The organism is Nonomuraea composti (assembly GCF_012034275.1).
In the GTDB taxonomy this organism is placed as follows: domain Bacteria; phylum Actinomycetota; class Actinomycetes; order Streptosporangiales; family Streptosporangiaceae; genus Nonomuraea; species Nonomuraea composti.
The window spans coordinates 1-25,314 of record NZ_JAATEP010000098.1 but is presented as its reverse complement, the minus strand read 5'-3'; the positions used below and the strand labels follow the sequence as shown (position 1 = coordinate 25,314).

Here is a 25,314-nt window from a genome sequence, read left to right as displayed (position 1 = left end):
CCCCGGCCGAACCCCCTCTCCCCCCCCACGCCCCCCTCCCTATCTTGCGCCCCCCCCCCCAGCCGGGCACCCACCGGGGGGGGGGGGGGGGGCGGCCCCCCGCCGGGCCGCAGCCGCCAGGCGCCGGGCGGCCGCCGCACGCAGGGCGGTCACCAGGCGGGCCAGCCGGCCCAAGACCACCGTCCGGCACCGGCCCACCGTCCGGCCGACCAGCCGCCGGGCCACGCAACGGCAGTCGCCGCCCAAGGCCCAGCGCACCCCGCCGAACACGGGGCAGAGCCAGGCGCGCGGGCTGACCGACGCGCAGAGACGCTCGATCGACGAGCAGTTGGGAAGGGTGCAACCCACAGGGTCCTACACCAGGAACGCCCGCAGCTACACCGAAACCATCGCCGACCAGGGAACCGGCCACGGCCCGGCCTCCAAGCCGTACACGCCGGACGCCCCGTCCTCGAAGACCCCGACGATCATCTGGCGGCTCTGGCAGATCCTCAGGCCGCCCGCGACGCCGGGCTGAGCAGGTGAGTAACGGAGCTCCCGCCCCGACCGGGCGGGAGCTCCGCCATGTCCAGCCGCCGCCACACCGATGAGCGGCGCGCGGCTCTTCATCCACCCGCGCCCGCCGAACGGCACCCGCGCATGGTGCCCGCCCCGGTCGGCATCGCCTCCAGCGAGCGGATCAGCGCCACGCCGCTCGACGACACGGCGCTCGCACAGCCCTGCCGAGCCTGCCGGGCCTGCCGGCGGGGGAGGCGGTGGTGGCGCGCCGCTCACCGTGCGCGAGCCGGGCGGCCGGGTACGGGGGCGGCCGTCGCGTGGTCGGGCGGCCGGGTCGGGCGCGGGGCTGTCAGGCTCGTGTCACTGCGGCGGGCGGCCGGGTCGGGCGCGAGGTCGTCAGGGGGCGTGTCACCGCATCGGACAGGCAGGCGCGAGGTCGTCAGGGGCGTGTCACCGCGGCGGGCAGGGCGCGGGAGATGGCGCGGGCGCTGGTGAGCAGGAGCGGGGCCAGGGTGTGCGGAGCGGCGCCCCCGTGCCGGACGACGAGGGAGACGGCCGCCGTCACCTCGCCCTGGGCGTCGCGGATGGGCGCCGCGACCGACAGCGCGTCCATGGTGACCTGGCGGTCGCTGACGGCGTAACCGCGCGAGCGGGTGTCGGCGAGGGCGGCGCGGATGTGGCGCGGGTCCGTCATGGTGCGCTCGGTGTAGCGGGTGATGGGCGCGTTCAGCACCTGCTCCTGGACGTCGGCGGGAGCGTGGGCGAGCAGGACCAGCCCGACGCCGGTCGCCGTGAGGGCGAAACGGCCGCCGACGCGGGTGAGCACGGGGACGGCCTTGCTGCCCGCGATCCGCTCCACGAACACCACCTCCGTCCCTTCCCGCACCGCGAGCTGCACGTTCTCCCGGGTGACCTGCGACAGATCCTCCAGGTACGGCAGCGCCGCCTCCCGCAGGCCGAGACCGCGCGGCGCCAGCGAGCCCAGCTCCCACAGGCGCAGGCCGATGTGGAAGCACCCGGCCGGATCCCGCTCCAGCGCACCCCAGGCCACGAGGTCCGACACCAGCCGGTGCACGGTCGAGACCGGCATGCCGGCGTGCCGGGCCAGCTCGCTGAGCGTCAGCGCACGCCGGTCGGGCGTGAACACGCCGAGGATCTGCAACGCGCGGGCCACGACCGGGCCGGTGCGCTCGGCGGGCTGACGGGGCGCGGGAATCGGCATGGACGGCTCCCCGGAGGATGATCAGAGGTTCGTCGGCTTGTGCGGCTTCTCGGAGGGGCGGTGGCTGCTCTGGAGGATCACAGGTCGAGGACCAGTTTCGGGCCGGCGGCGCGGGAGACGCAGATGAACATCACGTCATTGGCCGCCCGCTCCTCCGCGCTCAGGAGCGAGTCGCGATGGTCCACCGCGCCGGCGAGCACCCCCGTCTCGCAGGTGCCGCAGGTGCCCTCCCGGCACGACGACAGTACCGGCACGCCGGCCTCCTCCACCACGTCCAGGATCGAGCGCCCCGGCGGGACGGTGAGCGTGCGGCCGGAGCCGGCCAGCTCCACCTCGAAGGGCCCGGCGACGACGGGAGGGCCGGCGTCCTTGGGGGTGAAGCGTTCCAGGTGCAGGACGTCCGGCGGGCAACGCTCCTCGACGGCGGCCAGCAGCGGGGCCGGCCCGCAGCAGTAGACGAGCGTGCCCGGCGCCGCCTCCGCCAGCAGGGCGTCGAGATCGAGCAGGCCGCGCTCGTCCTGCGGCCACACCGTCACCCGGTCGTCGTCGCGCAGGTCCCCGACGAACGCCATCGACGCCCGGGACCGCCCCCCGTACGCCAGCCGCCACCCCGCGCCGGCCGCCTCGGCCGCCGCCACCATGGGCAGGATCGGGGTGATGCCGATGCCGCCGGCGATGAACAGGTAGCGGGGCGCCGGGTGCAGCGGGAAGTGGTTGCGCGGGCCGCGTACCAGGATCGTGGCGCCCGGGTGCAGCTCGTCGTGGACGAACGCCGAGCCGCCCCGGCCGCCCGGCTCGCGCAGTACGGCGATGCGCCACGTCGTGCGGTCGGCGGGGTCGCCGCAGAGCGAGTACTGGCGTACCAGGTCGCCGGCGAGGACGAGGTCGAGGTGAGCGCCGGGCGTCCACGACGGCAGCTCGGCGCCGTCCGGGTCGCGCAGGTCGAGGGTGATCACCTCGTCGGCGGCCCGGGCGCGGGCATGCACGACGAGCTTGCGCTCCTCGACGATGGAGGCGGTCATCGCGCAGCTCCCACATCCGCAGACGCCACCACGTCCGGCGCCGTGCCCGAAGGTGCCGGCGTGCTCGGGGCGGAGTGCCCCGTGGGGTGGGCGAGCAGCCACTCCCACACCTCGACCGGCCCTTCGGCCACGTGCGTGGCGCCGCAGTGGCAGGTGCCCCGCAGCAGGTCGCTGCCCGGTAGCCACACCACCCGCAGCACATCACGCCCGGCCCGCAGACGTACCGGATCCATGCCCGTCATGCCCGGCTCGCCGCGCCCTGCTCCGTGAGCCGGGCCAGCAGGCGGCGGGCCGCCAGCCCGCCGGTGTCGATGTTGATGGACAGCTCCTGGTACCCGGCCGGTTCGGTGGCGATCACCTGCTCCAGGACGTTCAGGGCGGCGACGTCCTGGAGGACGACGGTCCGGTTCTGCTCGGCCAGGAAGTCGGACACGCCCTGGTCGTCGAGGGCGAAGTCGCGGGCGACGGCCCAGAAGTCGTGGGTGGTGTGCTCGGTCTCGGGCGTGATGGCGTACACGACCTCGACGTGGAAGGCGTCGGGGTCGCTGCCGTCGGCGCCCGGCAGCACGCCGAGGGGGGCGATGCGCGAGTGCAGCTTGTACAGGCACGGCGGGGTGTACTCGATGTCCTGCCAGCGCATGATGCGCCCAGCCAGGCCGGTGGACTTGGCGTAGAAGGGCGGGCATTCGGCGTCGTCCATGTGACGGCTGACGTGGACGACGCCGGCCTCGTCGTCCACCTCGGTGGTGATCGGGGTGGCGGCCACCTCGGGGGTGCCGATGTAGCCGCTGTGCAGGTACGTCTCGTGCGACAGGTCCAGCAGGTTGTCCACGAGCAGCCCGAACCGGGCGTTGAGCGGCTCCATGCCCGACACGGTGGTCCAGCCGGGCGCGTCGAGCCACGGCGCCCGGGGGATGCGGGACGCGTCGGCCTTGGCCGGGTCGCCGATCCACACCCACACGAACGAATCCTGCTCGACGACCGGGTAGCTCTTCAGCCGGGCGGTCCGCGGCACCCGGGTCTGGCCGGGCACGGCCACGCAGCCGCCGTCGGCGCCGTAGGTGAAGCCGTGGTAGCCGCACACCACCTGGTCGTCGACCAGCCGGCTGGGCGCCTCGGAGAGCGGGAAGCGGCGGTGCACGCAGCGGTCGGAGACGGCGGTGACGGCTCCGGCGCGGGTGCGCCAGAACAGGATGGACTCGCCGCAGACGGTCCGGTTGAACAGGTCGTGCCCGATCTCGCGCCCGTACGCGGCGACGTACCACTGGTCGCGGGGGATGCTCACCATCGCTTCGGCTCCTTCGGCGGTCGGTCGCTGGTGCGAACGATGGTGACCCGCATCACCTCCGGCGCGGAATGACGTTTCCCGGATGCCGGAAAACGAACGTGCCGGCGTGCCCCTCCCGATCGTCCGGCACCAGCAGCCCCGTGACCAGGCCGGGCCTGATCACGGGGCGGATCCGCGGCTACAGGTCGAGCTGCAGCGTCGCCATCTTGTGCGTCGGCAGGTAGCCGAGCGCGTCGTTGACGGCGCGCATGGGGCGGTTGCTGTCGGCGGTGTCGGTCAGCAGCCCCTCAAGGTACGGGTAGCGCTCGCGAGCCTGCCGGATGGCCTCGGCCTTCATCCAGCGGGCGAGGCCGTGCCCGCGATGCTCGGGCAGCACCCCGGTGCCGTAGTGCTGGGCGTCACCCTTGCCGTCTCCCGGGACGACCAGCTCGGTGAAACCCACGATGGACCCGTCGGACTCCGCGACGGCGGCGACGGTGTGCAGGAAGTCGCCGCGCTTCCCGACGGCCAGCGCCGCCTCTCGTACGCGGTCGACGTCCCAGCTCACGGTGCCGAAGTCGGTGTCGTCCATGGGCATGTCGTCCATGGCGCGGCGGGACGCGGCGAACGTCCGGGCCAGCTCGTCGGGCACGACCCCGTCCCACGAGATGAGCCGGTAGCCGGGGTGCGCACCGCGGACGATCGCGTCAAGATCGTCGAGGCTCGCCCGAGCCAGCGGCAGCCGCGCGTACGTCAGGGTCAGAACGGTGCGGAAACCGTGCGCGGACAGGAACGCCTCCGCCGCCGAGCCGGGCTCGGCCTGCGCGATGACGCGGCGCCGGCCCTCCTGGCGGGCCGCCTCCAGCGCGGCGCCCAGCAGGAGGGAGCCGACGCCCTTGCGCCGCTCGGCCGGGTGGACGTGCACGTCGAGCTCGGCCAGATGATCCTGGCCCGCCTTCAGGAACAGCCGCAGAAAGGCCGACCCGGCGGGAGTGCCGGCGGGCAGGGTGGCGAGCCAGGCGAGGCGCCGGCTGGACGGTGTGGTCTGCGGATCGATCAGAGGGGTGATGCGAATAGACACGATGTCTCCGTGCAGAGGAGGTGGATGAGAGCAGAGCCGAGGTCGCGCTGCTGAACAGTCGTGCGCATCTGCTGCACACCTCCCTCACCGACGGTTTCCGACATCGAACGCGATCACACTCTAGCGGACGATTTACCAAGCCCTCCGGATGGGGGAGACTGCGAAGGGCAGGACGACCCGCTGGAGGAGATCGTGGCACGATCCGAGCTGAACACGGACATGATCCTCGCCGCCATCCGCGACCACGGGCACGAGGCCTACGATGTGCTGGTCAAGGAGTTCCCGTCGGAGGCGGTCATCGCGGAGTTCACCGCGGCGAGCAGGTCGGGCCTGACCAGCTTCGGCATCGCGGTCCACCTGGCGGAGCTGACGGACAAGGGCCGCAAGCGCCTCGACTCCCTCGGGTAGCCGCCGGCGCGCATGGCAAACGCGACCCCTGATGATCATTGGGTGTCTACGCCAGTCGATCGGGAACAGGGGCCGCGTTCACGTGCCATCATCCCCGATCGATGCCCTCGCCCGCCACCGCAAGCCCGTCTTTGCCTCCGGCTCGGCGGGCGACCTGCCACATCTGCCGGCTTTGGTTAGATCATCGGAGGCGACGCCCTTCGCCGGCGAGACGCTGGGCGAGGCAAGTCTGAAGATCTCGGATCCTCAGCCCGAAGCGGTGGCACACTGTAACCGTGTCGCCACCCCAAGCGAAGTACTTCAACACCACCGGCCCTTGCGATCCGCGGCTCCACTACATGCTGCCGCCCGCACCACGGCTTCCCGAAGCGCGGACACTCATCGAGATGGACCGCTACTTCGTTCTGCACGCCCCCCGGCAGACCGGGAAGACGACCATCCTGGACACTCTGGCCTCCCACCTGACCGCCGAGGGCGACGCCGTCGCCCTGACGGTCTCCTGCGAGCGCGCCAAGGCTGCCGGCGACGATTATGGCGCCGCGGAGTCGCTTCTGCTGGACTCTCTCCGAGAGGCCGCCGATCTGTCTGGCTGGCCGAAGAAGCTGCTCCCGCCGGCTTCCTGGCCACAGGTCACGCCGGGCAGCCGGTTCGGTGCGGCGCTGCGGGAGTGGTGCCGGCGCTGCCCGCGCCGGGTGGTGCTGTTCCTCGATGAGATCGACGCCCTGCAGGGCAACAGCCTGGTCAGCATCCTGAGCCAGCTCCGCGACGGCCACAACAAGCGACCGAGGGGCTATCCGTTCCCCGCGTCGCTGGTGCTGTGCGGCCTGCGTGACCTGCGTGACTACAAGGTCGCCTCCGGCGGCGTCGCCGACCGGTTCAACGCGGCCAGCCCGTTCAACATCATTGCCGAGTCGCTGCGCCTGGGTGACTTCACCGCCGACCAGATCGCCGAGCTCTACGACCAGCACACCCAGGCGACCGGCCAGGAGTTCACGAAGGACGCGGTGGACCGGGTCTTCGAGCTGACCCAGGGCCAACCCTGGCTGGTCAACTCCCTCGCCCATGAGATCACCGTCAAGATGAGGGTGACCGGCACCATCACCGCCGAGCCGGTGGAGGACGCCAAGGAACGGCTGATCCGGGCGCGCGCCACGCACCTCGACTCCCTGGCGGCCCGGCTGCACGAGCCCCGGGTCAAGCGGGTCATGGAACCGATCGTGGCCGGCGGCTCCTACACCGACCGCCACAACTCCGACGACCTGTCCTACGCCCGCGACCTGGGCCTGATCACGCTGAAACCGCCACCGCGGGTGGCCAACCCGATCTACCGGGAGGTCATCCTGCGCGTGCTGGGCGACCTGACCGAACAGAACATCCACGCCGACCCGCACAGCTTCGTGCTCCCCGACGGCCGGTTCGACCTGCCCCGTCTGCTGGAGGAGTTCGTCGTGTTCTGGCGCGAGCACGGCGAGGTGCTCATCCAGCAGGAGGGCTACCACGAGGCCGCCTGTCAGATCATCCTCATGGCCTTCCTGCACCGCCTGGTGAACGGCGGCGGCTACCTCGACCGCGAGTACGCCGCCGGCACCAAGCGCCTGGACGTGCTCATTCGCTGGCCGCACAGCGGCCCCGACGGCGAACGGCTGATGCAACGCGAGGCCATGGAGCTGAAGGTGTGGCGGCCCGGCGCGGAGGACCCGGAGCCCGAGGGCCTGGTCCAGCTTGACCGCTACCTCGACCGTCTCACCCTCACCAGCGGCGTCCTGGTCATCTTCGACCGCCGCCCGGAAGCTCCCCCGTGGAAGGAACGCGGCGACTTCGACCGGGCGACCACGCCGTCCGGCCGCCAGGTCACCGTCCTGCGCGTGTGACCGAGTTCCGGGCGCTCCGCTCATGCGGGCCGATGGTGAACTCGCCGCGGTTGTACACGCGCGGCCCGAAGTAGCTGGCCTGCACGCTCGCGTTCGTGTTGTACGACGGGTTCGTCAGCCATTCGGCCCACACCATGAACCACGTCCAACGCGGCTGCGCGTCGAGCAGCGCCGGGCTGGGGGCGCGGCCCACCTCGGCCAGGGAGATCGGCTTGCCGCCGGCCACGTTGAGCAGCGCCTGGTAGTCGGAGGAGGAGGGCTCCAGCTTGGCCCACACGTCCAGGGAGGCCACGTCGGCGTACGACGAGCCGGGCCAGTAGTCGCCGATGGAGCCCATGGAGACGTCCTTGACGTTCCAGACCCACACGAGGTTCGTCAGCCCCTGCGCCGTGTAGTAGTCGTGGGCGATCTGGTACAGCTTCCTGCTGCCCGAAGCGCCGGGCCGGCCGCCCCACCACGACCATCCGTCGTTCATCTCGTGGAGGGGCCGCCACAGCACGGGCACGCCGGCGTTCTGGAGCCGGCGCAGGTAGGGCACGGCTTCGGCGAGCCGGCTCTTGAAGGCGTTGTTGAGGCTCGTGCCGTCGGTGACGAGCCGGCTCCACTGGCTGTCGGACAGGTGGCTGAGCACCCCGTTCGCGTCCCAGCCGCAGGTGGGGCCGGTGGTGGGCGGGCACATGTGCCAGGTCAGTGCCACGACGGAGCCGCCCTGCCACTGCCGGACGGCCTCGTCGATCATCGTCTGGCGGCTGGAGACGTCGGAGGAGGCGAACAGGAAGTCGCCGCCCCACAGGCCGGGCGTCTGGCCGGTGATGCCCTGGGCGACGCGGGTGTACTTGGTGGGGTCGCTGTTGGGCTCGCGGTTGTGCTGGCCGGACAGGGTGTACCGGCCGGAGATCCCGTTCAGGAAGCCGATCAGGTCGGCGCGGGTGGCGGCGGGGAAGGCGTGCGCGGGCGTGGCCAGGCTCGCGACGGTGGCCAGGGCCACCGCCAGGGTCAGTAACAGGCGGCGCATGGGAGGCGTCCTTTCCTACGGGGCGGGGTAGGCGGTGACCTGGCCGACGGTGAGCGTGCCGGTGCCCGGCCCGCCGCCGGCGTAGAACGACAGCTGCTCGAAGCGGGTCAGGTCGAGAGGGCCGGCGCCGGCCCAGCTCGGGTGGCCGAACGCGGTGAACGGGACGCGGACCACGCCGTCGGGGGCGGCGTCGAGGGTGTGCTCGAAGGAGACGCCGCCGGTGACGAACTGGACGGTGATCTTCGCGGGCGCGCCGGTCTGGGCGAGCCGCAGTTCGAGGCCGTGCTGCCCCCACACGTCCAGGGCGGGGGAGAAGGTACGGGTGACGCCCGCGTACCCGGCGCCGCCGAGCGTGTAGTCCAGCCGCATGCCCTGGCCGGGCAGCAGCGACGGCGTGATCGGGTCGCCGCCGGGGTTGCCCGGGTAGGCGGCGGCGAGCTGGGCCGAGTCAGCGTAGCCGGTGAAGTCGTCCACGACGGCGGGGGAGGTGGGCAGCGGGCGGGTGGCGAAGGAGGAGACCGCGCCGGAGGCGCGGCCGGCCGCGTTGACCGCGGTGACCCGCCAGGAGTAGGTGACGCCGGGTTCGAGCTGCTCCGGCGGCCGGTGCTCGGTCCCGGTCAGGGCGGTGGCCGTCAGCACGGGGTCGCTCAGGTCGGCGTGCTCGGAGACGGTGAGCGTGTAGAAGCCCGCGCCCGCCGAAGGGCTCCAGGTGAACGCCGGGGTGCCCAGCACGTCACGGGCGCCGGGCGCCGGGGTGAGCGGCGCCGGGGCAGAGGGAGGTGCGGAGACGGGGGCGGGGTCGGCCGACCAGAGGGTGGCCCGGGTCAGCCCCCCGCCGCCGCTCCACACCACGCGGACGTGCCCGGCGCCCTTGATCTCGGCCGTCACCTGGCCGCCGGTGCTCTCGTGCTCGGTCTCGGCCGTCACGTGGCCGTCGCCGCTCTCGTGCCGCACGGTACGCCAGGCGGAGCCCTGTTCAAGGGCATCCTGTTCTTCCCCTACCTGATCAACGGGGTCGCGATCGGCTTCGTCTTCCTCTACTTCTTCCAGGAAGGCGGGACGTTCGACACCGTGCTGAAGCTGTTCGGCGTCGGCGGCGAGCACCTGTGGCTCGGCGACCCCGACCTGGTCAACTACTCGCTGGCCGGCGTCTCGGTGTGGCGCTACATGGGGCTCAACTTCGTGCTCTTCCTCGGCGGCATCCAGTCGATCGCGCCCGAGCTGTACGAGGCCGCCGAGCTCGACGGGGCCAACCGGTGGCAGCAGTTCCGCTTCATCATCGTGCCCTCGTTGCGCCCGCTCATCGGGCTGACCGCGATCCTGGCGATCTCCGGCTGCCTGTCGGTCTTCGAGATCCCGTACATCATGACCGGCGGCGCCGGCGCGAGCGAGACGTTCGTCATCCAGACCATCAAGCTCGCCTTCCGCTTCGACAAGACCGGCCTGGCCTCGGCCGCCGCCGTCGTGCTCCTCGTCATCATCCTGCTGGTGGCGTGGGTGCAGCGGCGGATCGTCCCCGAAGAAAGGGTGACCCCGTGACGACCGCCGTCCGCGCCAGTGTGGCGAGCAGAGTGGCGAGCGCCCTCAAGTACGTGTCGCTGATCGCGGCGAGCCTGGTCGTGCTGCTGCCGCTCGGGGTGGTGCTGCTCACCTCGCTGAAGACCTCCGACGAGCTGGCCGCCGGCAGCGGCCCGCTGACGCCGCCCGGCGACTGGCTCAACCTGGCCAACTACGTCACCGCCTTCGAGAAGGGGCGGATGGCGGAGGCGGCGCTCAACACGTTCGTCATCCTGGTCGTCTCGATCACCGGCACGGTCTTCATCGGGTCGGCGGCCGCGTACGCGATCGACCGCTTCACCTTCCGCCTCAAGAAGCTCATCGTCGCGCTGTTCCTGTTCGCGACGCTCGTGCCCAGCATCACCACCCAGGTCACGACATTTCAGGTCATCGACCAGCTTGGCCTCTTCAACACCCGCCTCGCCCCGATCATGCTGTACCTCGGCACGGACATCGTCGCGATCTACATCTTCCTGCAGTTCATCCGCAGCATCCCGATCTCCGTGGACGAGGCCGCCCGCCTCGACGGCGCCTCCTCGTTCACGATCTACCGGAAGATCATCCTCCCGCTGCTCAAGCCGGCCATCGCGACCGTCGTCATCGTCAAGGGCATCGCCGTCTACAACGACTTCTACATCCCGTTCCTCTACATGCCGGACCAGAGCCTCGGCACGATCTCCACCTCCCTGTTCCGCTTCAAGGGGCCGTTCGGGGCGCACTGGGAGAACATCTCGGCCGGCGCGATCCTGGTGATCGTCCCGACGCTGGCCGTGTTCCTGCTGCTCCAGCGCTTCATCTACAACGGGCTGACGCAGGGCGCGGCCAAGTGACCTTCACGGCAGTGCCGCGGTCAGGAGGGCGGCGGCGCGGCGGACGTCGGCGTCGAGCGGGCGGTCGGGGTCGATCGGCGGGACGGCCTCCGACAGCGTGTCGAGCAGGGCCGCGCAGGCCGGGGAGGTGGGGCGGCGGGCGCCGACGTGGGCGGCCTGGCGCAGGCCGACCGCCAGGGAGCCGCACAGCAGGGCCAGCAGCGCGGCCATGTCGTACGCCCGGAGCGCCGCCTGCGTGCCGAACGGCACCACGTCCTGGTTGTGCAGGTTCGTCGGCAGGCTCTGCGTGCCGGCGGGCAGGGCGGCGTGACGGAGCTCGGCCACGAGCGCGGTCGTGGCGAGCTGCACGCCCTGCATGCCGTGCTGGCGGCCGGGGCCGGCGGCGAGCATCGGGGGCAGGCCGCCGTTGCGGGTGGGGTCGACGAGGAGGTCGAGCTGCCGTTCGGCGAGGTTGCCGAGCTGGGCGGTGACCATCGCGAGGACGTCGGAGGCGAACGCGGCCGGCTGGCCGAAGAAGTTGCCGCCGTGCACCACGAGGTCGTCGGCGGGGAAGAAGAGCGGGTTGTCGCTCACGCTGGACAGGTCGGCCGCGACGACGCCGTCGGCGTAACGCAGGGCGTCCTCGGCCGCGCCCAGCAGCTGCGGGGAGCAGCGGATGCTGTACGGCTCCTGTAACGCCCGCGTGCCCGACGGGGTGGTTCCGGCCAGCGTCTCGCGCATGCGCGCGGCGACGTCGATGGCGCCGCGGTGGCCGTACGCGCTCATCAGGCGCGGGTCGAGGAAGCCGGGGTCGCAGCCGAGCAGGTCGGCCAGCAGGCAGGTGAGCGCCTGCAGCGCCCGGTGGGAGGCGCGGACGGAGTCGAGGGCCAGCGCGGTCGCGGCGGTGGTGAGCGAGGTGCCGTTGACGAGTGCGAGCGCGTCGCGGCCGTCGAGCGTCAGCGGCGTCAGACCAGTTTGACGCAGTGCCTCGGCCGCCGGCATGCGCCGCCCATCGGCGTAGGCGTCCCCCCGGCCGCGCAGCGCCTGGGCGGCGTACGCGAGCGGGATCAGGTCGCCGCTCGCGCCGACCGAGCCGTAACGCGGGATCGCCGGCACGAACGTCGTCGCGAACATCGCGGCGAGCCCGTCCACCACATGCGCCGACACCCCGGACACGCCCTGCGCCAGGGACCACACGCGGACGAGGAGCGCGGCCCTGCACACGACCGGGTCCAGGTCGGGGCCCTGGCCCGCGCCGAGGTGGGCGAGCGTGTTGTCGCACTGGTCGGCCTGCTCCTGCCTGCCCGGGAAGCCGACCAGGGCGCCGAAGCCGGTGGTGGCGCCGTACACCGGGCGTTCCTCCTCGTTCAGGACGTCGCGCAGGAAGGCGCGGCCACGCTCGACGCGGGCGCGCACGCCGTCGCCGGCCACGACGGAGACCGGCGACGCTGCGCGGCGCAGGTCGGCGGCCGTCAGCGGGGCATCGAGATCGACACTGGTGCTGGTCAGGCTTTCGGCTGCGGTCATGATCCCGACGATAGGCGCGGTTTCTCAGAAACCTCTGAGATTGCGTCCGTAGCGTCCGGCACATGGCGCACGACTACCTGATCATCGGTGCCGGGCCGGCCGGGCTGCAGCTGGCCTCCCTCCTCGAACGCGACGGTCATGACTATGTCGTCCTGGAACGCGGAAGCGGTCCCGGAACCTTCTTCACCAGGTTCCCGCGGCACCGCCGGCTCATTTCCATCAACAAGGTCCACACCGGGTACGAGGATCCGGAGCTGCGGCTGCGGATGGACTGGAACTCGCTGCTGAGCGACGACCCGGAGCTGCTGTTCACCCGCTACACCGAGCGCTACTTCCCGCAGGCCGACGACTTCCTGCGCTACCTGTCCGACTTCGCGCGGGCGACCGGCGTGCGGGTGCAATATGGCACCGACGTCGTCCGGATCGGCCGCGACGCCGACGGCTTCACCGCCGTCGACCAGGACGGGCGCTCGTGGCAGGCCCGCCGCCTGGTCATGGCCACCGGCGTCTCCCAGCTGTACGTCCCGCCGATCCCCGGCATCGAGACCGCCGAGCGCTACGACACGTTCGAGACCGACCCGCGCTCCTTCACCGACCAGCGCGTGCTCATCATCGGCAAGGGCAACTCGGGCTTCGAGACCGCGGACGCGCTGATGGAGCGGGCGGCGGTCATCCACGTCGCCGGGCCGCACTCCATCAGGATGGCCTGGCAGTCGCACTACGTCGGCCACCTGCGCGCGGTGAACAACAACTTCCTCGACAGCTACCAGCTCAAGTCCCAGAACTCCGTGCTGGACGGCACGGTGGAGAGCATCGAGCGCCGAGACGACGGCACCTACCGGGTGCTGTTCCGCTACGCCCGCACCGTGGAGGCGCTGCGCGAGCTGTTCTACGACCGGGTGATCGTGTGCACCGGGTTCCGGTTCGACGCGTCGGTGTTCGACGACAGCTGCCGGCCCCCGATGGTGATCAACGACCGGTTCCCCGAGCAGACGCCGTCGTACGAGTCGACCGGCGTGCCCGGCCTCTACTTCACCGGCACGCTCACCCAGCAGCGCGACTTCAAGAGCTCCACCAGCGGATTCATCCACGGCTTCCGGTACGGGACGCGCGCCCTGCACCGCATCCTGAACGCCCGCCACCACGACACCCCCTGGCCCGCCGAGCAGGTCCCGGCGGCCCCCGACGCGATCAGCGACGCGATCAGCGACGCGATCATCGCCAGGGTGAACCGGTCGTCGGCGCTGTGGCAGCAGTTCGGCGTGCTCGGCGACGTGGTCTCGGTGGCCGGCGACGTCGCGCTGTACCAGGAGGAGGTGCCGGTGGCGTACGTCGCCGACGGCGGCCTCGGGCCCGCCGGGCACCGGTTCGTCATCACGCTGGAGTACGGGGAGGACCACGACACCGCGGACCCGTTCGACATCTCGGTCCCGCGCGTCACCGAGAACGACGCCGCCCACGCCTACGACGCCAGCTACCTGCACCCCGTGGTGCGCCACTACCGCGACGGCGCGCTCGCCGGGGTGCACCACCTCGCCGAGAACCTGGACAACGAGTGGAACCTGCCGATGGTGCACCAGCAGCCGCTGTCCGTCTTCGTCAAGGAGTGCCTGGCCGATGCCGGCTGAGGTGAGGCCGGGCGAGCCGTACCCGGGGCCGGTCCTCGACCTGCTGGCCGCCGCCGGGGACCGGACCGTGTTCGAGCACGGCACCCGCACCGTCAGCGGCGCGGGAATGCTCGGCCTCGTCCGGCGGATCGCGGCCGGCCTGCGCGCGGCGGGGCTCGGCCTGGGGGACGGCGTCGCCATGATGCTCGGCGTCACCCCCGAGGCGTTCGCCGCGATCATCGCCGGTCACGTCGTGGGAGCCCGGGTCGTCGGCGTACGGCCCGGGCTGCCCCCCGCCCAGCTGCGCCACGTCCTCCATCAGGACGTCGACGCGACCGTCACCGACGACGACAGGGGCACGCTCTCCCTCTCCGACCTCCTCAGCACCCCGGACGAGGGCGGCCGGCCCGAGCTGTCCGCCCGCCCGGGTGACATCGCCCGCCTGCTCTACACCAGCGGCAGCACCGGCACCCCCAAGGCGTGCGCGCAGACGTACGCCGCCATGAGCGCGGCCTGGACGGCCCGCCCCGAGGCGTGGCCGCCGGCGATCAAGGAGCTGGCCTCGCGGCTGGGGCGCTACCTCGTGTTCGGCTCGCTGAGCAGCCAGGTCATGATGGAGTACGGCGTCCTCACCCTGGCCGCGGGCGGCACCATGGTCGTCGCCGACCCGCCGGCGTTCCCCGACGCGATCACCCGGCTCCGGGCCACGGCCAGCGTCATCACCGTGCCCCGCCTGTACAAGCTGGTCGCCGCCCAGCGACGCCGGCCGGCCGACCTGAGCAGCCTGCGGGCGCTCATGGTGTCCGGCTCGCCGCTGGAGGCGTCCCGGCTGCGGGAGGCGCGCGACGTGCTGGGCCCGGTCGTCTTCCACGGCTACGGCCAGACGGAGACCGGCACCATCTCCATGGCGACGCCGCAGGACGTCCCCCCGTCGGTCGGGATCCCGCCGGACGTCATCGACGTCGAGGCCCGTGGCCCGGACGGCCGCCCGGTGCCGCCCGGGGTGGACGGCGAGCTGTACGTCCGCACCCCCGCCCAGGCCACCGGCTACTGGGCCGACCCCGGCCAGAGCGCGGAGGTCTTCGTCGACGGCTGGGTACGCACCCGCGACCTGGGCCACTTCGACCACGACGGCCGCCTGTACCTGACCGGCCGCACCAGGGACGTCATCATCATCAACGCGAACCTGCACTACGCGGGCCCCATCGAGCGCGCACTGGCCGCCGCGCCCGGCATCGCGGAGGCGTACGTCGTCGGCGCCCCCGACGAGGAGACCGGCGAGGCGGCCCACGCCTTCGTGGTCCCGGAGCCGGGCCGCACGCCGGACCCGGCCGCGCTGCGCGAGCGGGTCGCCGAGCGCCTGGGCGACGCCTGCGTCCCCGCGACGATCACCGTCATCGACGAGGTCCCGGTGGGCCCGAACGGCAAGCCGGACAAACGCCTCCTCCTGCCCGCGCGGTGAACGATCAGGATCGACACCTTTTCCCGGCGATCTGTTAGCGCTAACTTGAGCTTGCAAGACGGATTCCTCTCCGGGCGGGCGTCAACGATCACGCGGTGAGCGTGCGCGAGCCGGCAGTGCCGCCGGCCCCTCGCGCATGCCCCCGGCGCATGCTCCCCAAGGAGAGACCCATGACCCGCACCACGTTCCGTCGTGCCCGTCCGACATCGCGCGACCACGACGGTTTCCGGCTCGCCGGCCCTCCGGCCCTTGAGCAGAGCCCCGCGACGACGCACGAGAAGGGTTCCCGCATGCACACCTCCCGAGCCAGGCGCCTGCTCGCCGCGTTGACGGCCCTGCTGCTCCTGCCGATCATCGCCGTGAGTTCATGGACGACGCCCGCGGCGGCCGCGACCAGCCAGTTCCGCGGCATGAACTGGGCGGTGCTCGGCGACAACTTCAGCACCGGCCCGCTCGTCATCGACGGGCTGAGCGCCTCCGACAGCTACGCCACCGTCCAGGCCAAGGCCAACGCGCTGTACGACGACATGCAGTCGAGCCTCGGCGTGAACACCGTCCGGCTGCCGATCAACACCCACACCGTCGGCACCAGCTGGTGGAACGCCTACCGCGGCGCCATCGACGCCGCCACGGCGCGCGGATGGAAGGTCATCCTCGCGTACTGGGAGGACGGCGCCGCCTCCGGCGGCCGCGTCACGAACCTGCCGGCGTGGCACGCGATGTGGTCGACGGTGACCTCCCAGTACGGCTCGAACGGCCTCGTGTACTTCGAGCCGATGAACGAGCCGCATGGCTACAGCTCGGCCGAATGGCGCAACCTCGCCGCCGACTGGCTGACCTCCCACTCCGCGGCCCCGCCGAGCCGGGTGCTCGTCGGCGGCACCGGCTTCAGCCAGGACCTGCGTGACCTGTGCACCGACTCGCGTTTCTCCGGCACGCTGTTCTCGTTCCACCACTACGCGTTCTTCTACGCGGCCAACACGTACGACGGCTGGCGCTCCCACGTCCAGACCCGCCTCGGCACCTGCGCCTCGCGGGCGGTCGTCACCGAGTTCGGCGCCCCGATGAACAACGGCCTGAACTACGCCGACGCGAACAGCACCGACAACTTCGTCCGCCACATCCGCGCCGTCACCCAGGTGATGCGCGACAACAGTATGGGCGGCACCTACTGGCCGGCCATCGGTGGCAAGCCCGGCGACATCGGCTACGACTGGTACTCGATGTACGCCAAGAGCGGCACCGGCACCAACCTCGACCTCACGATCCGCAACCCATCCGGCGCGACCCGCCTGCGCTACGGCTGGGGCGACGCCGTGGACGGCGGCGGCCCGACCACCACGCAGATCGTCAACCAGAACTCCGGCAAGTGCGCCGACGTCCTGCAAGCCTCGACCGCGAACGCCGCCGAGATCGTCCAGTACACCTGCGGCGGCGCCGGCAACCAGCAGTGGCAGCTCCGCGACCTGGGCAACGGCTACCACAACATCGTGGCCCAACACTCCGGCAAGTGCCTCGACGTCAACGGCGCCTCCACCGCGAACAACGCCCCCGTCATCCAGTACACCTGCGGCACCGGCACCAACCAGCAGTGGCAACTCCGCCCCGTGTCCGGCACGAGCTACGTCGAGCTCGTCGCCCGCCACTCGGGCAAGTGCCTCGACGTCTCCGGCCAGTCGACGGCGGACAGCGCCCGCCTCCAGCAGTACACGTGCTGGGGCGGCGCCAACCAGCACTGGGACGTTTGACCCCGCACCGAAGAGCCGGCCTGGGGCCGGGGACACTGCCCGCTCCTACGAAGGGTTGAGCTCCGGCGTGAGCACGTCCTGGACGGCGACCCGTTCCGCGTCACCGTGGCAGCATGACACAACCGGACAGCGGCCCGGCAGGGGTTCCCGCCCGTGCCGGGCACGTCCTTTCCACCACATCCAGGAAGGCCACAGCATGATGGACGTCCCCGCCGCCGTCCGCGTGAGCGACCACGCCTTCGGCCTGCTGGACGGCGGCGACCTCCCGATCGGGACGGCCGACTACGCCACCGGCCTGGTCGTGGTCATGTCCGCCGGCGCGCTCATCTACACCGGCATCGACACCGGCAGGGTCCACGTCGGCATCACGCTCGCCGCCCGGCCGCCCGACCTCCACTCGGAAACGCCGTGGGAGGACATCGTCGAAGCCAGCGTGCACGCCCCGCGCGGCGACCTGCGCCTCGACTCCCTCGAAACCGGCCCCGTCGCCGGCCTGCCCGTGCTCAGCCGGCACGGCCCCGGCTGGTACCGGCTGCGCGCCTTCGTCCGCGGCCGCGACGCCCACTTCGACGCCGTCCACGACGACCCCGGCGAGCTGTACCACCTGCAACTGTGGCCGGCCCCACCGGCGCCGGCCGTGCTCGTCCGCACCACCGACCGGTGCGGAGCCGGACTGCGCTCGGCACCGCCGAGGCCATCCCCTCCGCCCGAGCCCCCGCCGCAGCGGACCAGGGACCGACTGGACCAGGCGATCCGCAGGGCGACAGGCCACCCACCCGCGTAACTCCCGATGTCACCCGCGCGGACGGATGTTCGGCACACGGTCACCCGCCCCCAGACTGGCCTGATCGGCCGCGGTACGGCCCGCCGCCCAGCCCTCACCGTCCCAGGCGGTGCGCATCCGGTGCGAGACCAGGCTCGGGAACATGCGCTCGACCGCCTGCTCCACCTCCTGCTCGCGCGCCGCCAGCACCGGCACCAGGTCGGTGCCCCGGTTGGCGCTCTCCTGCGCGACCGCCTCCGCCGTGGCCTCGGCGAGCCGCTCCCCGATCCGCGCGGCGAACGCCGACAGGAACGACTGGCGGAACGCCTTGTTCCTGGACCGGCCGCTGCCGTGCTTCTTCGTGCCCGAGTTCACCAGCGCGGTCTGCGCCTGCACCAGCAGCGAGGTGAACAGCACCTCCACCCACGACAGGTCCGCCCCGAACCCCAGCACCGTCGCGAACCCCAGCTCCTTCGACCAGATCACCCGGCACCGGTTGGCCTCGGCGACGAGGTTGAGCAGCACGGCCTTGGGCTCCTCGTACGGCGCGTCGATCCCGACCCGGATACCCGACGGGGCCGCACCTCCGCCCGGCTGCGCCTCCAGCATCGCCGCGTCGATGCTGTACTTCGCCATCAGGCTCTGCGCCGCCGAGGTGAACGTCTCCGCCTCCGCCTCGTACGCCGTCGACTCCGCCTTGGCCAGCAACGCGCGTACCCGCGTGAGCATCTTCTCGCTGACCGCGTGCGGGCGCGCCCGCACCGCACGGCGGGCGGTCCCGGGCGGCGGGCCCAGCGGCTCCAGGCTCGGCAGCCTGGTCAGCAACCCCAGCAGCTCCAGCACCCCGGACACGGCCACCAGCCGGCCGGCCCCGTCGCGCGCCTGCCGCGCGGCCAGGTAACCACCCGTCCACCACACGGAGGCTTCAAGGCCGGCGAGCTGGTCGCGCCAGCGCTCGTCCACCGTGGCCGGCGCGTAGGCCCGCAGCTCCCAGGCGACGAGGTCGGCCGCCACCCGCCCGTGCCACTCGCTCAGCCGCCGGGTCGCGATCCTGACCACGTCGGCGGGCTGCCAGCCGCCCCGCCACAACGACGAGATCGCCCGGGTCACGGCCTCCACCAGCACGCGATCGGCGTCGTCGCGGTCGGCCAGGAAGGCGGCGGCGGAGTCGACGGCCGCCTGATCCTCGCGGGCGAGCGCGTCCAGCGCCGCGCCGATCAACTCGTTGGCCTTGCTCACCCGTGCCGTCCACCTTAGAAAGTCCGCCAGAACTCTACCGTGGCGGAAGGCGGCCCGGTTCCTTGAAGGGGTGTCACAGCTTCCTGGAGGGGGTCACAGCTTCTTGGGGGATGTCACAGCAGCCGTTCGCTGCGGACGGCCGCTTCTTCCCTGGTGGCGTCGACGAACTCCTGCCGGGCGTCGCTGTGGTGCTGGTAGAGCTGCCAGCAGGTGTGGATGCCGTGCAGCAGGTTGTCGAGCAGGTCGGGGGCGGGCCGGGTGGGGTTGAGCGAGGTGAGGGGCAGCGGGATGGTGTCGGGCGTGAGGCCGAGCTCGGGGTCGGCGGTGTGGATGAACTCCTGGGCGGTGGTGATGCGGTGCTGGAGGTCGAGGATGCCGTGGACGTAGCCGTCGGCGATGTGCAGGGCGTTACGGATCAGCGGCATGACGACGTGCCGGGCCCGCGTGCCGGCGGTGATGGCGGTGGCGATGTCGATGAGGCTCTCGATGGCGAGCGGCTTGCCGGCCTGCTCGGCGCTGCCGACGACCTGGATCGGATGCCGGTTGGTGCGCCGGGCCGTGACGGTGACGGCGGCGTGGAACCAGTGGGCGGCGGCGATGGCGGCCGCGGTGGGATCGACCTCGGTGAACAACGCCTGACCGCCGAACGGGTCGTCGTACAGCAACCGGTCGGCCTGGGAGATCTGCAGCGGTGAGGCGTCCTCACGGCTGAGGGCGACGGCCTGCTGGGCCCGCTCGGCCAGGTCCCCCCGTTCGGCCTGCTCGATGGCGGCCAGCTCGGCGCCGACGTCGGTGGTGACGCTCGTGGTGAGCTCGCAGGTGTCGAGCTTTCGCAGGGTACGGGCGACGGCCAGGGCAGCCTGCTCGATCTTGGTGGCGGCCGGTTGACCGCCGGCCCGGGCGGCGATCAGCGTGGGCAGCACCTTGTCGAAGGCATCACGTTCCTGCTGCCGCTGCCGGCCGAGACTGTGCGGGCCGTGCTGCTCGGCGGTACTGGCCGGGTGGGTGTAGGAACGCCAGCAGAGCTGCGACAGGTGCGTCAGCTCGGCGGCGAGCTGGTGCGCGTCGTGCGGCTGGTCGGCGACGAGACGGGCCACGATGGTGGCGGTGTCGCCGATACCGGTGCTCCACTGGGCGGTGAGCGTGTTGCGGGCGCGGTCGATGGCATATCGAGTCACGGAGACCTCTTCGGGGGAAGGGGAGACCGGAAGAATGAGGGCTCTGCTCGGGGCAGTTTCCGGCCATGCCCAGGATGCTGGATCCGCGGCTCAGGTGAAGCTTCTTTGACGTTGTTCCCAGGTCGCTGATCAGCGCTTTTGCGCGGAGACGCGGCATAATTCCCCTGCCTACACGCTCTCGTCGGGCGGCCCACAGGGTGCGAACGACGCCATGGAACGCGGGCGCCATGGCCGGTCGAGTCCTGCGGAGTTCGGCCTGGGGAAGAGGCGGGGCGCCGTGACATGGTGACGGCCATCGCGTGATCCCTTCAAAGGCGCAAACCAAAGATCGAAGGAGGCACGTAATGGCCGCGGACAACAGTGTGACGCCCCAGCAGCGGCTGGGCGCAGCAGATCCAGACCGGGAACCCCGACTTGTCGCGGCCCCTGGCGGGAGACCATGGCGGAGACCGACAACCCGTGCGGGTCGCCTACGGCCGGCATAGCGCCGAGCGAACCAACAGATCCGCCGCCGCACCGGCGTGGTCGGCATCTTCGCCGACCGACCCTCGATCGTCCGCCGAACCGACGAATGGGTTAAAGCCCGCCGCTCCATGAGCCTGGACATCCTCGCCGATCTGGTCCGGCCGTCTACCGGAGCAGATCGGCGAGGAGCGCGGTGGTCCGGGCCTGTTCCTCCTCGGACCCGAGCAGCACCGCCACCAGCTCGGTCGCGCCGGCGTCGAACAGTTGGCGGAGCTGGCGTTCGACGACAGCCGCGGGACGGGTGTCACAGCAGCCGTTCGCTTCGGGCGGCCGCTTCTTTCCGGACCATGCTGAGGAATGCCTGGCGGAGCTGGTCCTGCTGCGTGGCTTCGACGGCTTCGGCATCGGGGGAGCGGCGGTTGTTGTGATGCTGGTAGAGGTGCCAGCAGGTGTCGATGCCGTACAGCAGGTTGTCGAGCAGGTCGGGGGCGGGCCGGGCGGGGTTGAGCGAGGTGAGCGGCAGGTGGATCGCGTCAGGGCTGAGGTCGACGCCCGGCCTGGCGGTTCGCAGGAACTCCTGCGCGGCGGTGATGCGCTGCTGGACACCGAGGATGCCCCGCAGGTAACCGTCGGCGACGTGCAGGGCGTTGCGGATCAGGGGCATGACCACGTGCCGGGCGCGCCGGCCGGTGTCGAGGGCGGTGGCGATGTCGCTGAGGCTCTCGACGGCGAGGGGTTTGTCGGGCTGCTCGGAGCTGCCGACCACCTGCATCGGGTGCAGGGCGGTGTGCCGGGCCGTGACGGTGACGGCGGCGTGGAACCAGTGGGCGGCGGCGATGGCGGCCGCGGTGGGATCGACCTCGGTGAAGAGGGTCTGGCTGCCGAAGGGATTGTCGTGCAGCAGGTGGTCGGCCTGGGAGATCTGCAGGGGTGAGGCGTCCTCGCGGCTGAGGGCGACGGCCTGCTGCGCGCGGTCGGACAGGTCGCCGCGTTCGGCCTGCTCGATGGCGGCCAGCTCGGCCGCGACGTCGGTGGTGATGTGCGTGGTGAGCTGGGAGGAGTCGAGTTTTCGCAGGGTACGGGCGATGGCCAGGGCGGCCTGCTCGACCTTGGTGGTGATCGGCTGGTTGGCGAACGGGGCGGTGGCGATCAGCAGCGGGAGGATCTTGTCGAAGGCGTCGCGTTCTTGCTGCCGGTGCCGTCCGAGACTGTGCGGGCCGTGCTGGTCGGCGGCGCTGGCCGGGTGGGTGTAGGAGCGCCAGCAGAGCTGGGACAGGTGCGTCAGCTCGGCGGCGAGCTTGCGCGTGTCGTGGGGAAGCTGGTCGTGCGTGAGGCGGGCCACGACGGTGGCGGTGTCGCCGATGCCGGTGCCCCACTGGGCGATGAGCGTGTGGCGGGCACGGTCGATGGCATACCGAGTCACGGATACCTCTTCAAGGAAAGGGGGAGCGGTTCACGTAAAGGGGGACCAGAGACAGTGGGGGCTCTGCTCGGGGCACGCTCCGGTCATGCCCAGGATGCTGGATCCGCTGCTCACGTGAAGGCTTTTTGATGTTCTTCCCCGGTCCCTGATCAGCGCTTTTGCGGGGAGACGCGGCATAATTCCTGTGGACCGCCCGAGCCGCCGGGTCGACGCGGACGAGTAGCCGAGTCCTGCGTACGAGATCCTCGACCTGGCGGGGCCCGGTGATGGATGGACGACTCCGAGGTCGGCTGGCGTACCGTGACGGGCCCCGGCGTGCTCAGCAGCGGGATATCCTGAAAGAGCCTCACAGTAAGTGACAGTCACATTACGGTGTGGCCATAGGAAGTCGCGCACACCATGTCGTCATGCACGACGGCAGGCTCGGGCTCTACTACTCGCAGTGGGGCGCCTACCAGCTCGAACTCGACCTCCTGCCCGGCCCTGAGCTCGCGACCCAGTTCGCCCGCCGCCAGCGTGAGGCGAGCTCGTGGATGTGGGAGCCCGAACGCGAAGGTGCGTGCCTGAACGACCATGACGAACGGCGACTGCTGCTGTTCTGTCACTGCGGGGCCGATCAGAGCTACCGGCTCGCGGCCTTGACGACGCTCGCCCGTACCTGGCCGGGCTGGCGGGTGGAGTGGGCCTATGACGGCCTTCGGCAGCTCAAGGCGGCGGCCGGCCACGCCGTCGACTTCGCCGCGACCTGGCCCGGGGATCCGCAGGCGGGTGAAGAGTGGTGCGACGTGCTGGTCACCGTGATCGACCATGGCCGGACGCGGGCCCACCTCGTCGATTCGGCCGAAGCGGTCATCCGCAGCGGGGCGGGGAGCCTGGGCGAGCACCGCTCCGCCTGGCCGACGATTACAGTAGAACGGTATTGTCACCATCGCATGTATCGCGGATTTCGAACAGCAGGTACGGTTTCATGCACCCAGCAGGACGAAAAGTCGCCCGTATCGAGGATGCGAGCAACCTCTTGCTCGTGTCATCGCCCTTACGGCGAGATGACGACCTGATTCAGAATTTCTGCGGGGCCGTGATCAGCCTGGACGACTTTCTCTCCGGCCAGCCCGACTTGAAGCAGAAGACCGTGTACGTGTGCGGCGACATATCCAGGATCAACGGCCATGAGCTCACCGTGGCCGCGCGGGTGTTAGTGGTCCGGGACCTCTCGTACGGTTACGGCGAAGAGGCGTGTCAGCCTTGGCAGTTTGTGGGCCTCGGTCAGGTTCCCATTCGCGTACACGGCGTCGGCGTGTACTATCGGCGCTTCTTCGACCCCGGCTCCGACCACTTCAAGCGGATCTGTTCGGAGCACGCGTTCCAGTCCCTCACGGAGTCCACCAAACCCGGTACGGCCCATCGCACCGGAATCTATCTGACCCCGGTCACGCGAATAGGCGACGAACTGCACTTCCGTCTGCTCCGATGCTCCACGAACCTCTCGGGCCCGACCGACAACTTCTCCGCCACGGACTCGCAGATAGTCGAGGACCTGAACCGCGAGGCCACCTCCATTTTCCGGGACCACGCCCCGCTGAATCACGTCCTCGCGCAGATCTACCACAACACCCCGGCCGGCGCCGAGCGCAAGCAGTCGAAGGCCAAGATCTCGGCCCACGCCGACAAGACCAAGGACATGCCCGCCAACGGCATCATGGCCTTCTGCACCTTCTACGACCGGCTCGACAAGCTGCGCCCCATGGCCGAAGACGCCTTCGACCTCGGCCTGAACGGCGTGAGCGGGCTGACCGAACTCCATTTCCGCCTCAAAGAAGAGCCCCAAGGCCGCGCCGAGCACGCGCTTCCCCGGCAGTTCACCCTCACCCTGTATCCGAACTCCGTCTTCTTCATGCCGTTGTCCACCAACCGGCTGTACACGCACGAGATCCGGCCGTCGCCCCTGGACGCCGGGTCGCTCCCGGTCCGCCTGGGTTACGTGGTGCGCTGTTCGAGTGCCGAGGCCGTGCACAAGAACGGCCACACCTTCCTGAACAAGGACGGCGCATTGGCGAAGCTGGAACCCCCTACCCCCGAGGGCATGGACGAGTTGCGCAAGCTGTACGCCGAGGAGAACAGAACCCGGTCTTTCCTCGACTACGGCGACGGGTTCCTCTTCAGCATGAACACGGGAGATTACCTTGCTCCCCGAGCATAGGCCGGCGGCCGAGATCCGCTCGTACACCTTGCCCACCGAACGCGATCTCTTCCAGGAGTTGTACGCGTCGGCGCGGTTCGAGGACGTGGGAAAAGGCCGGTCAGGGGCTGTCCTGGTCAAGATCGACGAGATGGGCGACGTACCTCTCGTACGCACCACCACCCCATACGGCGCTCCGGCGCAACGCTTCCGGGCGGTGCACGAGTGGCTGGCCCAGCGGATCGAAGAATGCGCGGAGCCGGCCGCCCGCTTCAACAACGCCCTCATCGAGATCTACACGAACGCCTACACGACCATGGGCAGCCATTCCGACCAGGCCCTCGATCTGGCGGACGAGTCGCATATCGCCGTCTTCTCCTGCTACGAGCGTCCCGAGGCGAGCCCGCCGAGAAAGCTGATCGTCGAATCCAAGGAGCCCGGCGGCGAGAATTTCGAGATCCCGTTGGCTCACAACAGCGCCGTCGTGTTCTCCGTGGACATGAATCGCCGCTACAAACACAAGATCGTCCTGGACAAAGCCTCCCAGCCGGCCGAGAACCGATGGTTGGGCATGACGTTCCGAACGTCGAAGACCTTCGTACGGTTTCGCGACGGACAGACCTGTTTCCCGGACGGCACCCGCCTCACCTCGGCCGACGACGAACAGAGCCGCGAGTTCTACCAACTCCGGCGGCGCGAGAACCAGGAGACGAACTTCACCTACCCCATGCTCACGTACACGATCAGCGAGAGCGACCTGATGCCGCCCGTCTGATGCTTCCTGCTCCACGCCATCAGGCAGGCCGGGCGCTGCGGTGGGCATCACCGCTCATTCGAGCGGGAGCCGGGACACCACCTCGCCTCCTGGCGCGCCGATGACGGTCCCGGCCCGCGCCGGCTCGATAGCCGCGTCCCGGCATGAGCGCAGCCCACGCCGGCCAGGCCCGTTCGCGGGCGAAGCGCTCGTCGGCGC

General features: G+C 71.0%; 23 protein-coding genes and 1 pseudogene. 13 read left to right on the top strand and 11 right to left on the bottom strand.

Features of this window, described 5'->3' with window-relative positions; genetic code table 11:
• Positions 1–337 precede the first annotated feature (337 nt).
• The gene (locus tag HCN51_RS55920; protein ID WP_168021920.1) at positions 338–517 is read left to right on the top strand and encodes a hypothetical protein; all 180 of its coding nucleotides are present in this window, start codon (positions 338–340) and stop codon (positions 515–517) included.
• 420 nt (positions 518–937) lie between these two features.
• Here HCN51_RS55920 and HCN51_RS55915 read toward each other — a convergent pair whose 3' ends face one another.
• The 5 genes from HCN51_RS55915 to HCN51_RS55895 all read right to left on the bottom strand — a co-directional run bounded on the left by HCN51_RS55915 (position 938) and on the right by HCN51_RS55895 (position 5,090).
• A complete protein-coding gene (locus tag HCN51_RS55915) occupies positions 938–1,720 on the bottom strand; it encodes an IclR family transcriptional regulator (RefSeq protein ID WP_168021919.1) in 783 nt (260 codons plus the stop codon).
• Between the two features lie 77 nt (positions 1,721–1,797).
• Positions 1,798–2,742 (bottom strand): PDR/VanB family oxidoreductase, encoded by a 945-nt coding sequence (locus HCN51_RS55910; protein ID WP_168021918.1) that lies wholly within the window; start codon positions 2,740–2,742, stop codon positions 1,798–1,800.
• Positions 2,739–2,975 carry a hypothetical protein gene (locus HCN51_RS55905; protein WP_206069072.1) on the bottom strand — a complete coding sequence of 79 codons (237 nt, stop codon included), beginning with the start codon at positions 2,973–2,975 and terminating at the stop codon, positions 2,739–2,741. The genes HCN51_RS55910 and HCN51_RS55905 overlap by 4 nt, the downstream gene beginning before the upstream one ends.
• 5 nt (positions 2,976–2,980) lie before the next feature.
• Positions 2,981–4,030 (bottom strand): aromatic ring-hydroxylating oxygenase subunit alpha, encoded by a 1,050-nt coding sequence (locus tag HCN51_RS55900; protein WP_168021916.1) that lies wholly within the window; start codon positions 4,028–4,030, stop codon positions 2,981–2,983.
• Positions 4,031–4,208: 178 nt separating this feature from the next.
• Positions 4,209–5,090 (bottom strand): GNAT family N-acetyltransferase, encoded by an 882-nt coding sequence (locus tag HCN51_RS55895; RefSeq protein ID WP_168021915.1) that lies wholly within the window; start codon positions 5,088–5,090, stop codon positions 4,209–4,211.
• A 192-nt stretch (positions 5,091–5,282) separates the two neighbouring features.
• On the opposite strand from HCN51_RS55895, the gene HCN51_RS55890 reads away from it, so the two are divergent.
• Entirely contained in the window at positions 5,283–5,498 is a 216-nt protein-coding gene (locus tag HCN51_RS55890) for a hypothetical protein (protein WP_168021914.1), read from the top strand.
• A gap of 275 nt (positions 5,499–5,773) precedes the next feature.
• Positions 5,774–7,369, top strand: a complete 1,596-nt coding sequence (locus HCN51_RS55885; protein WP_206069071.1) for an AAA family ATPase — start codon at positions 5,774–5,776, stop codon at positions 7,367–7,369.
• Here HCN51_RS55885 and HCN51_RS55880 read toward each other — a convergent pair.
• Together HCN51_RS55880 and HCN51_RS55875 are read right to left on the bottom strand one after the other, a co-directional pair.
• The gene (locus HCN51_RS55880) at positions 7,350–8,384 is read right to left on the bottom strand and encodes a glycoside hydrolase family 26 protein (protein WP_168021913.1); all 1,035 of its coding nucleotides are present in this window, start codon (positions 8,382–8,384) and stop codon (positions 7,350–7,352) included. The two genes, HCN51_RS55885 and HCN51_RS55880, sit on opposite strands and share 20 nt — an antisense overlap.
• Positions 8,385–8,399: 15 nt before the next feature.
• On the bottom strand, positions 8,400–9,338 hold the full coding sequence (locus HCN51_RS55875; RefSeq protein ID WP_206069070.1) for a CIA30 family protein: 939 nt from the start codon (positions 9,336–9,338) through the stop codon (positions 8,400–8,402).
• Between HCN51_RS55875 and HCN51_RS55870 the strand changes: the two genes are divergently transcribed.
• Positions 9,330–9,923 (top strand): ABC transporter permease subunit, encoded by a 594-nt coding sequence (locus tag HCN51_RS55870; RefSeq protein ID WP_206069069.1) that lies wholly within the window; start codon positions 9,330–9,332, stop codon positions 9,921–9,923. The two genes, HCN51_RS55875 and HCN51_RS55870, sit on opposite strands and share 9 nt — an antisense overlap.
• Entirely contained in the window at positions 9,920–10,771 is an 852-nt protein-coding gene (locus tag HCN51_RS55865) for an ABC transporter permease subunit (RefSeq protein ID WP_206069068.1), read from the top strand. The genes HCN51_RS55870 and HCN51_RS55865 overlap by 4 nt, the downstream gene beginning before the upstream one ends.
• Positions 10,772–10,774: 3 nt before the next feature.
• Here the strand turns inward: HCN51_RS55865 and HCN51_RS55860 are convergent, their stop codons facing one another.
• Positions 10,775–12,277 (bottom strand): aromatic amino acid ammonia-lyase, encoded by a 1,503-nt coding sequence (locus HCN51_RS55860; RefSeq protein WP_168021910.1) that lies wholly within the window; start codon positions 12,275–12,277, stop codon positions 10,775–10,777.
• Positions 12,278–12,339: 62 nt separating this feature from the next.
• Here HCN51_RS55860 and HCN51_RS55855 point away from each other — a divergent pair, with 62 nt between their 5' ends.
• The 4 genes from HCN51_RS55855 to HCN51_RS55840 all read left to right on the top strand — a co-directional run bounded on the left by HCN51_RS55855 (position 12,340) and on the right by HCN51_RS55840 (position 17,878).
• A complete protein-coding gene (locus tag HCN51_RS55855) occupies positions 12,340–13,905 on the top strand; it encodes an NAD(P)-binding domain-containing protein (RefSeq protein WP_168021909.1) in 1,566 nt (521 codons plus the stop codon).
• Positions 13,895–15,346: a class I adenylate-forming enzyme family protein gene (locus HCN51_RS55850; RefSeq protein ID WP_168021908.1), complete on the top strand. Its 1,452-nt coding sequence runs from the start codon at positions 13,895–13,897 to the stop codon at positions 15,344–15,346. Before HCN51_RS55855 ends, HCN51_RS55850 begins: the two co-directional genes overlap by 11 nt.
• A gap of 170 nt (positions 15,347–15,516) precedes the next feature.
• A complete protein-coding gene (locus HCN51_RS55845) occupies positions 15,517–17,094 on the top strand; it encodes a ricin-type beta-trefoil lectin domain protein (protein WP_206069067.1) in 1,578 nt (525 codons plus the stop codon).
• Between the two features lie 196 nt (positions 17,095–17,290).
• Positions 17,291–17,878, top strand: a complete 588-nt coding sequence (locus HCN51_RS55840) for a hypothetical protein (RefSeq protein ID WP_168021907.1) — start codon at positions 17,291–17,293, stop codon at positions 17,876–17,878.
• Positions 17,879–17,887: 9 nt separating this feature from the next.
• On the opposite strand, the gene HCN51_RS62870 is transcribed toward HCN51_RS55840, so the two are convergent.
• Positions 17,888–19,096: a DUF2786 domain-containing protein gene (locus tag HCN51_RS62870; protein WP_168021906.1), complete on the bottom strand. Its 1,209-nt coding sequence runs from the start codon at positions 19,094–19,096 to the stop codon at positions 17,888–17,890.
• A gap of 113 nt (positions 19,097–19,209) precedes the next feature.
• Positions 19,210–20,274, bottom strand: a complete 1,065-nt coding sequence (locus tag HCN51_RS55830; protein ID WP_168021905.1) for a hypothetical protein — start codon at positions 20,272–20,274, stop codon at positions 19,210–19,212.
• Between the two features lie 488 nt (positions 20,275–20,762).
• Between HCN51_RS55830 and HCN51_RS63295 the strand changes: the two are divergent.
• Positions 20,763–20,885 (top strand): annotated as a pseudogene (locus HCN51_RS63295) (IS256 family transposase); the annotation flags it as partial.
• A 158-nt stretch (positions 20,886–21,043) separates the two neighbouring features.
• On the opposite strand, the gene HCN51_RS55825 reads toward HCN51_RS63295, so the two are convergent.
• Complete coding sequence (locus HCN51_RS55825) at positions 21,044–22,162, bottom strand: hypothetical protein (RefSeq protein ID WP_168021904.1); 1,119 nt, start codon at positions 22,160–22,162, stop codon at positions 21,044–21,046.
• Between the two features lie 407 nt (positions 22,163–22,569).
• Here HCN51_RS55825 and HCN51_RS55820 point away from each other — a divergent pair, with 407 nt between their 5' ends.
• Genes HCN51_RS55820 through HCN51_RS55810 form a run of 3 tightly spaced genes read left to right on the top strand, consistent with a single transcriptional unit; the run spans position 22,570 to position 25,116 of the window.
• Positions 22,570–23,220: a hypothetical protein gene (locus HCN51_RS55820; RefSeq protein WP_168021903.1), complete on the top strand. Its 651-nt coding sequence runs from the start codon at positions 22,570–22,572 to the stop codon at positions 23,218–23,220.
• Between the two features lie 20 nt (positions 23,221–23,240).
• Positions 23,241–24,362 (top strand): hypothetical protein, encoded by a 1,122-nt coding sequence (locus HCN51_RS55815; protein ID WP_346434176.1) that lies wholly within the window; start codon positions 23,241–23,243, stop codon positions 24,360–24,362.
• 28 nt (positions 24,363–24,390) lie between these two features.
• Positions 24,391–25,116, top strand: coding sequence for an alpha-ketoglutarate-dependent dioxygenase AlkB (locus HCN51_RS55810; RefSeq protein ID WP_240974258.1), 726 nt, complete (start codon positions 24,391–24,393; stop codon positions 25,114–25,116).
• Positions 25,117–25,314 lie beyond the last annotated feature (198 nt).

Bases quoted from the DNA above. Each gene is read 5' to 3' on its own strand.
- HCN51_RS55900 (WP_168021916.1), bottom strand. From the start codon at position 4,030: ATGGTGAGCATCCCCCGCGACCAGTGGTACGTCGCCGCGTACGGGCGC.
- HCN51_RS55855 (WP_168021909.1), top strand. From the start codon at position 12,340: ATGGCGCACGACTACCTGATCATCGGTGCCGGGCCGGCCGGGCTGCAG.
- HCN51_RS55820 (WP_168021903.1), top strand. From the start codon at position 22,570: ATGCACGACGGCAGGCTCGGGCTCTACTACTCGCAGTGGGGCGCCTAC.
- HCN51_RS55840 (WP_168021907.1), top strand. From the start codon at position 17,291: ATGATGGACGTCCCCGCCGCCGTCCGCGTGAGCGACCACGCCTTCGGC.
- HCN51_RS55910 (WP_168021918.1), bottom strand. From the start codon at position 2,742: ATGACCGCCTCCATCGTCGAGGAGCGCAAGCTCGTCGTGCATGCCCGC.
- HCN51_RS55905 (WP_206069072.1), bottom strand. From the start codon at position 2,975: ATGGATCCGGTACGTCTGCGGGCCGGGCGTGATGTGCTGCGGGTGGTG.
- HCN51_RS55850 (WP_168021908.1), top strand. From the start codon at position 13,895: ATGCCGGCTGAGGTGAGGCCGGGCGAGCCGTACCCGGGGCCGGTCCTC.
- HCN51_RS55880 (WP_168021913.1), bottom strand. From the start codon at position 8,384: ATGCGCCGCCTGTTACTGACCCTGGCGGTGGCCCTGGCCACCGTCGCG.
- HCN51_RS55915 (WP_168021919.1), bottom strand. From the start codon at position 1,720: ATGCCGATTCCCGCGCCCCGTCAGCCCGCCGAGCGCACCGGCCCGGTC.
- HCN51_RS55845 (WP_206069067.1), top strand. From the start codon at position 15,517: ATGACCCGCACCACGTTCCGTCGTGCCCGTCCGACATCGCGCGACCAC.
- HCN51_RS55860 (WP_168021910.1), bottom strand. From the start codon at position 12,277: ATGACCGCAGCCGAAAGCCTGACCAGCACCAGTGTCGATCTCGATGCC.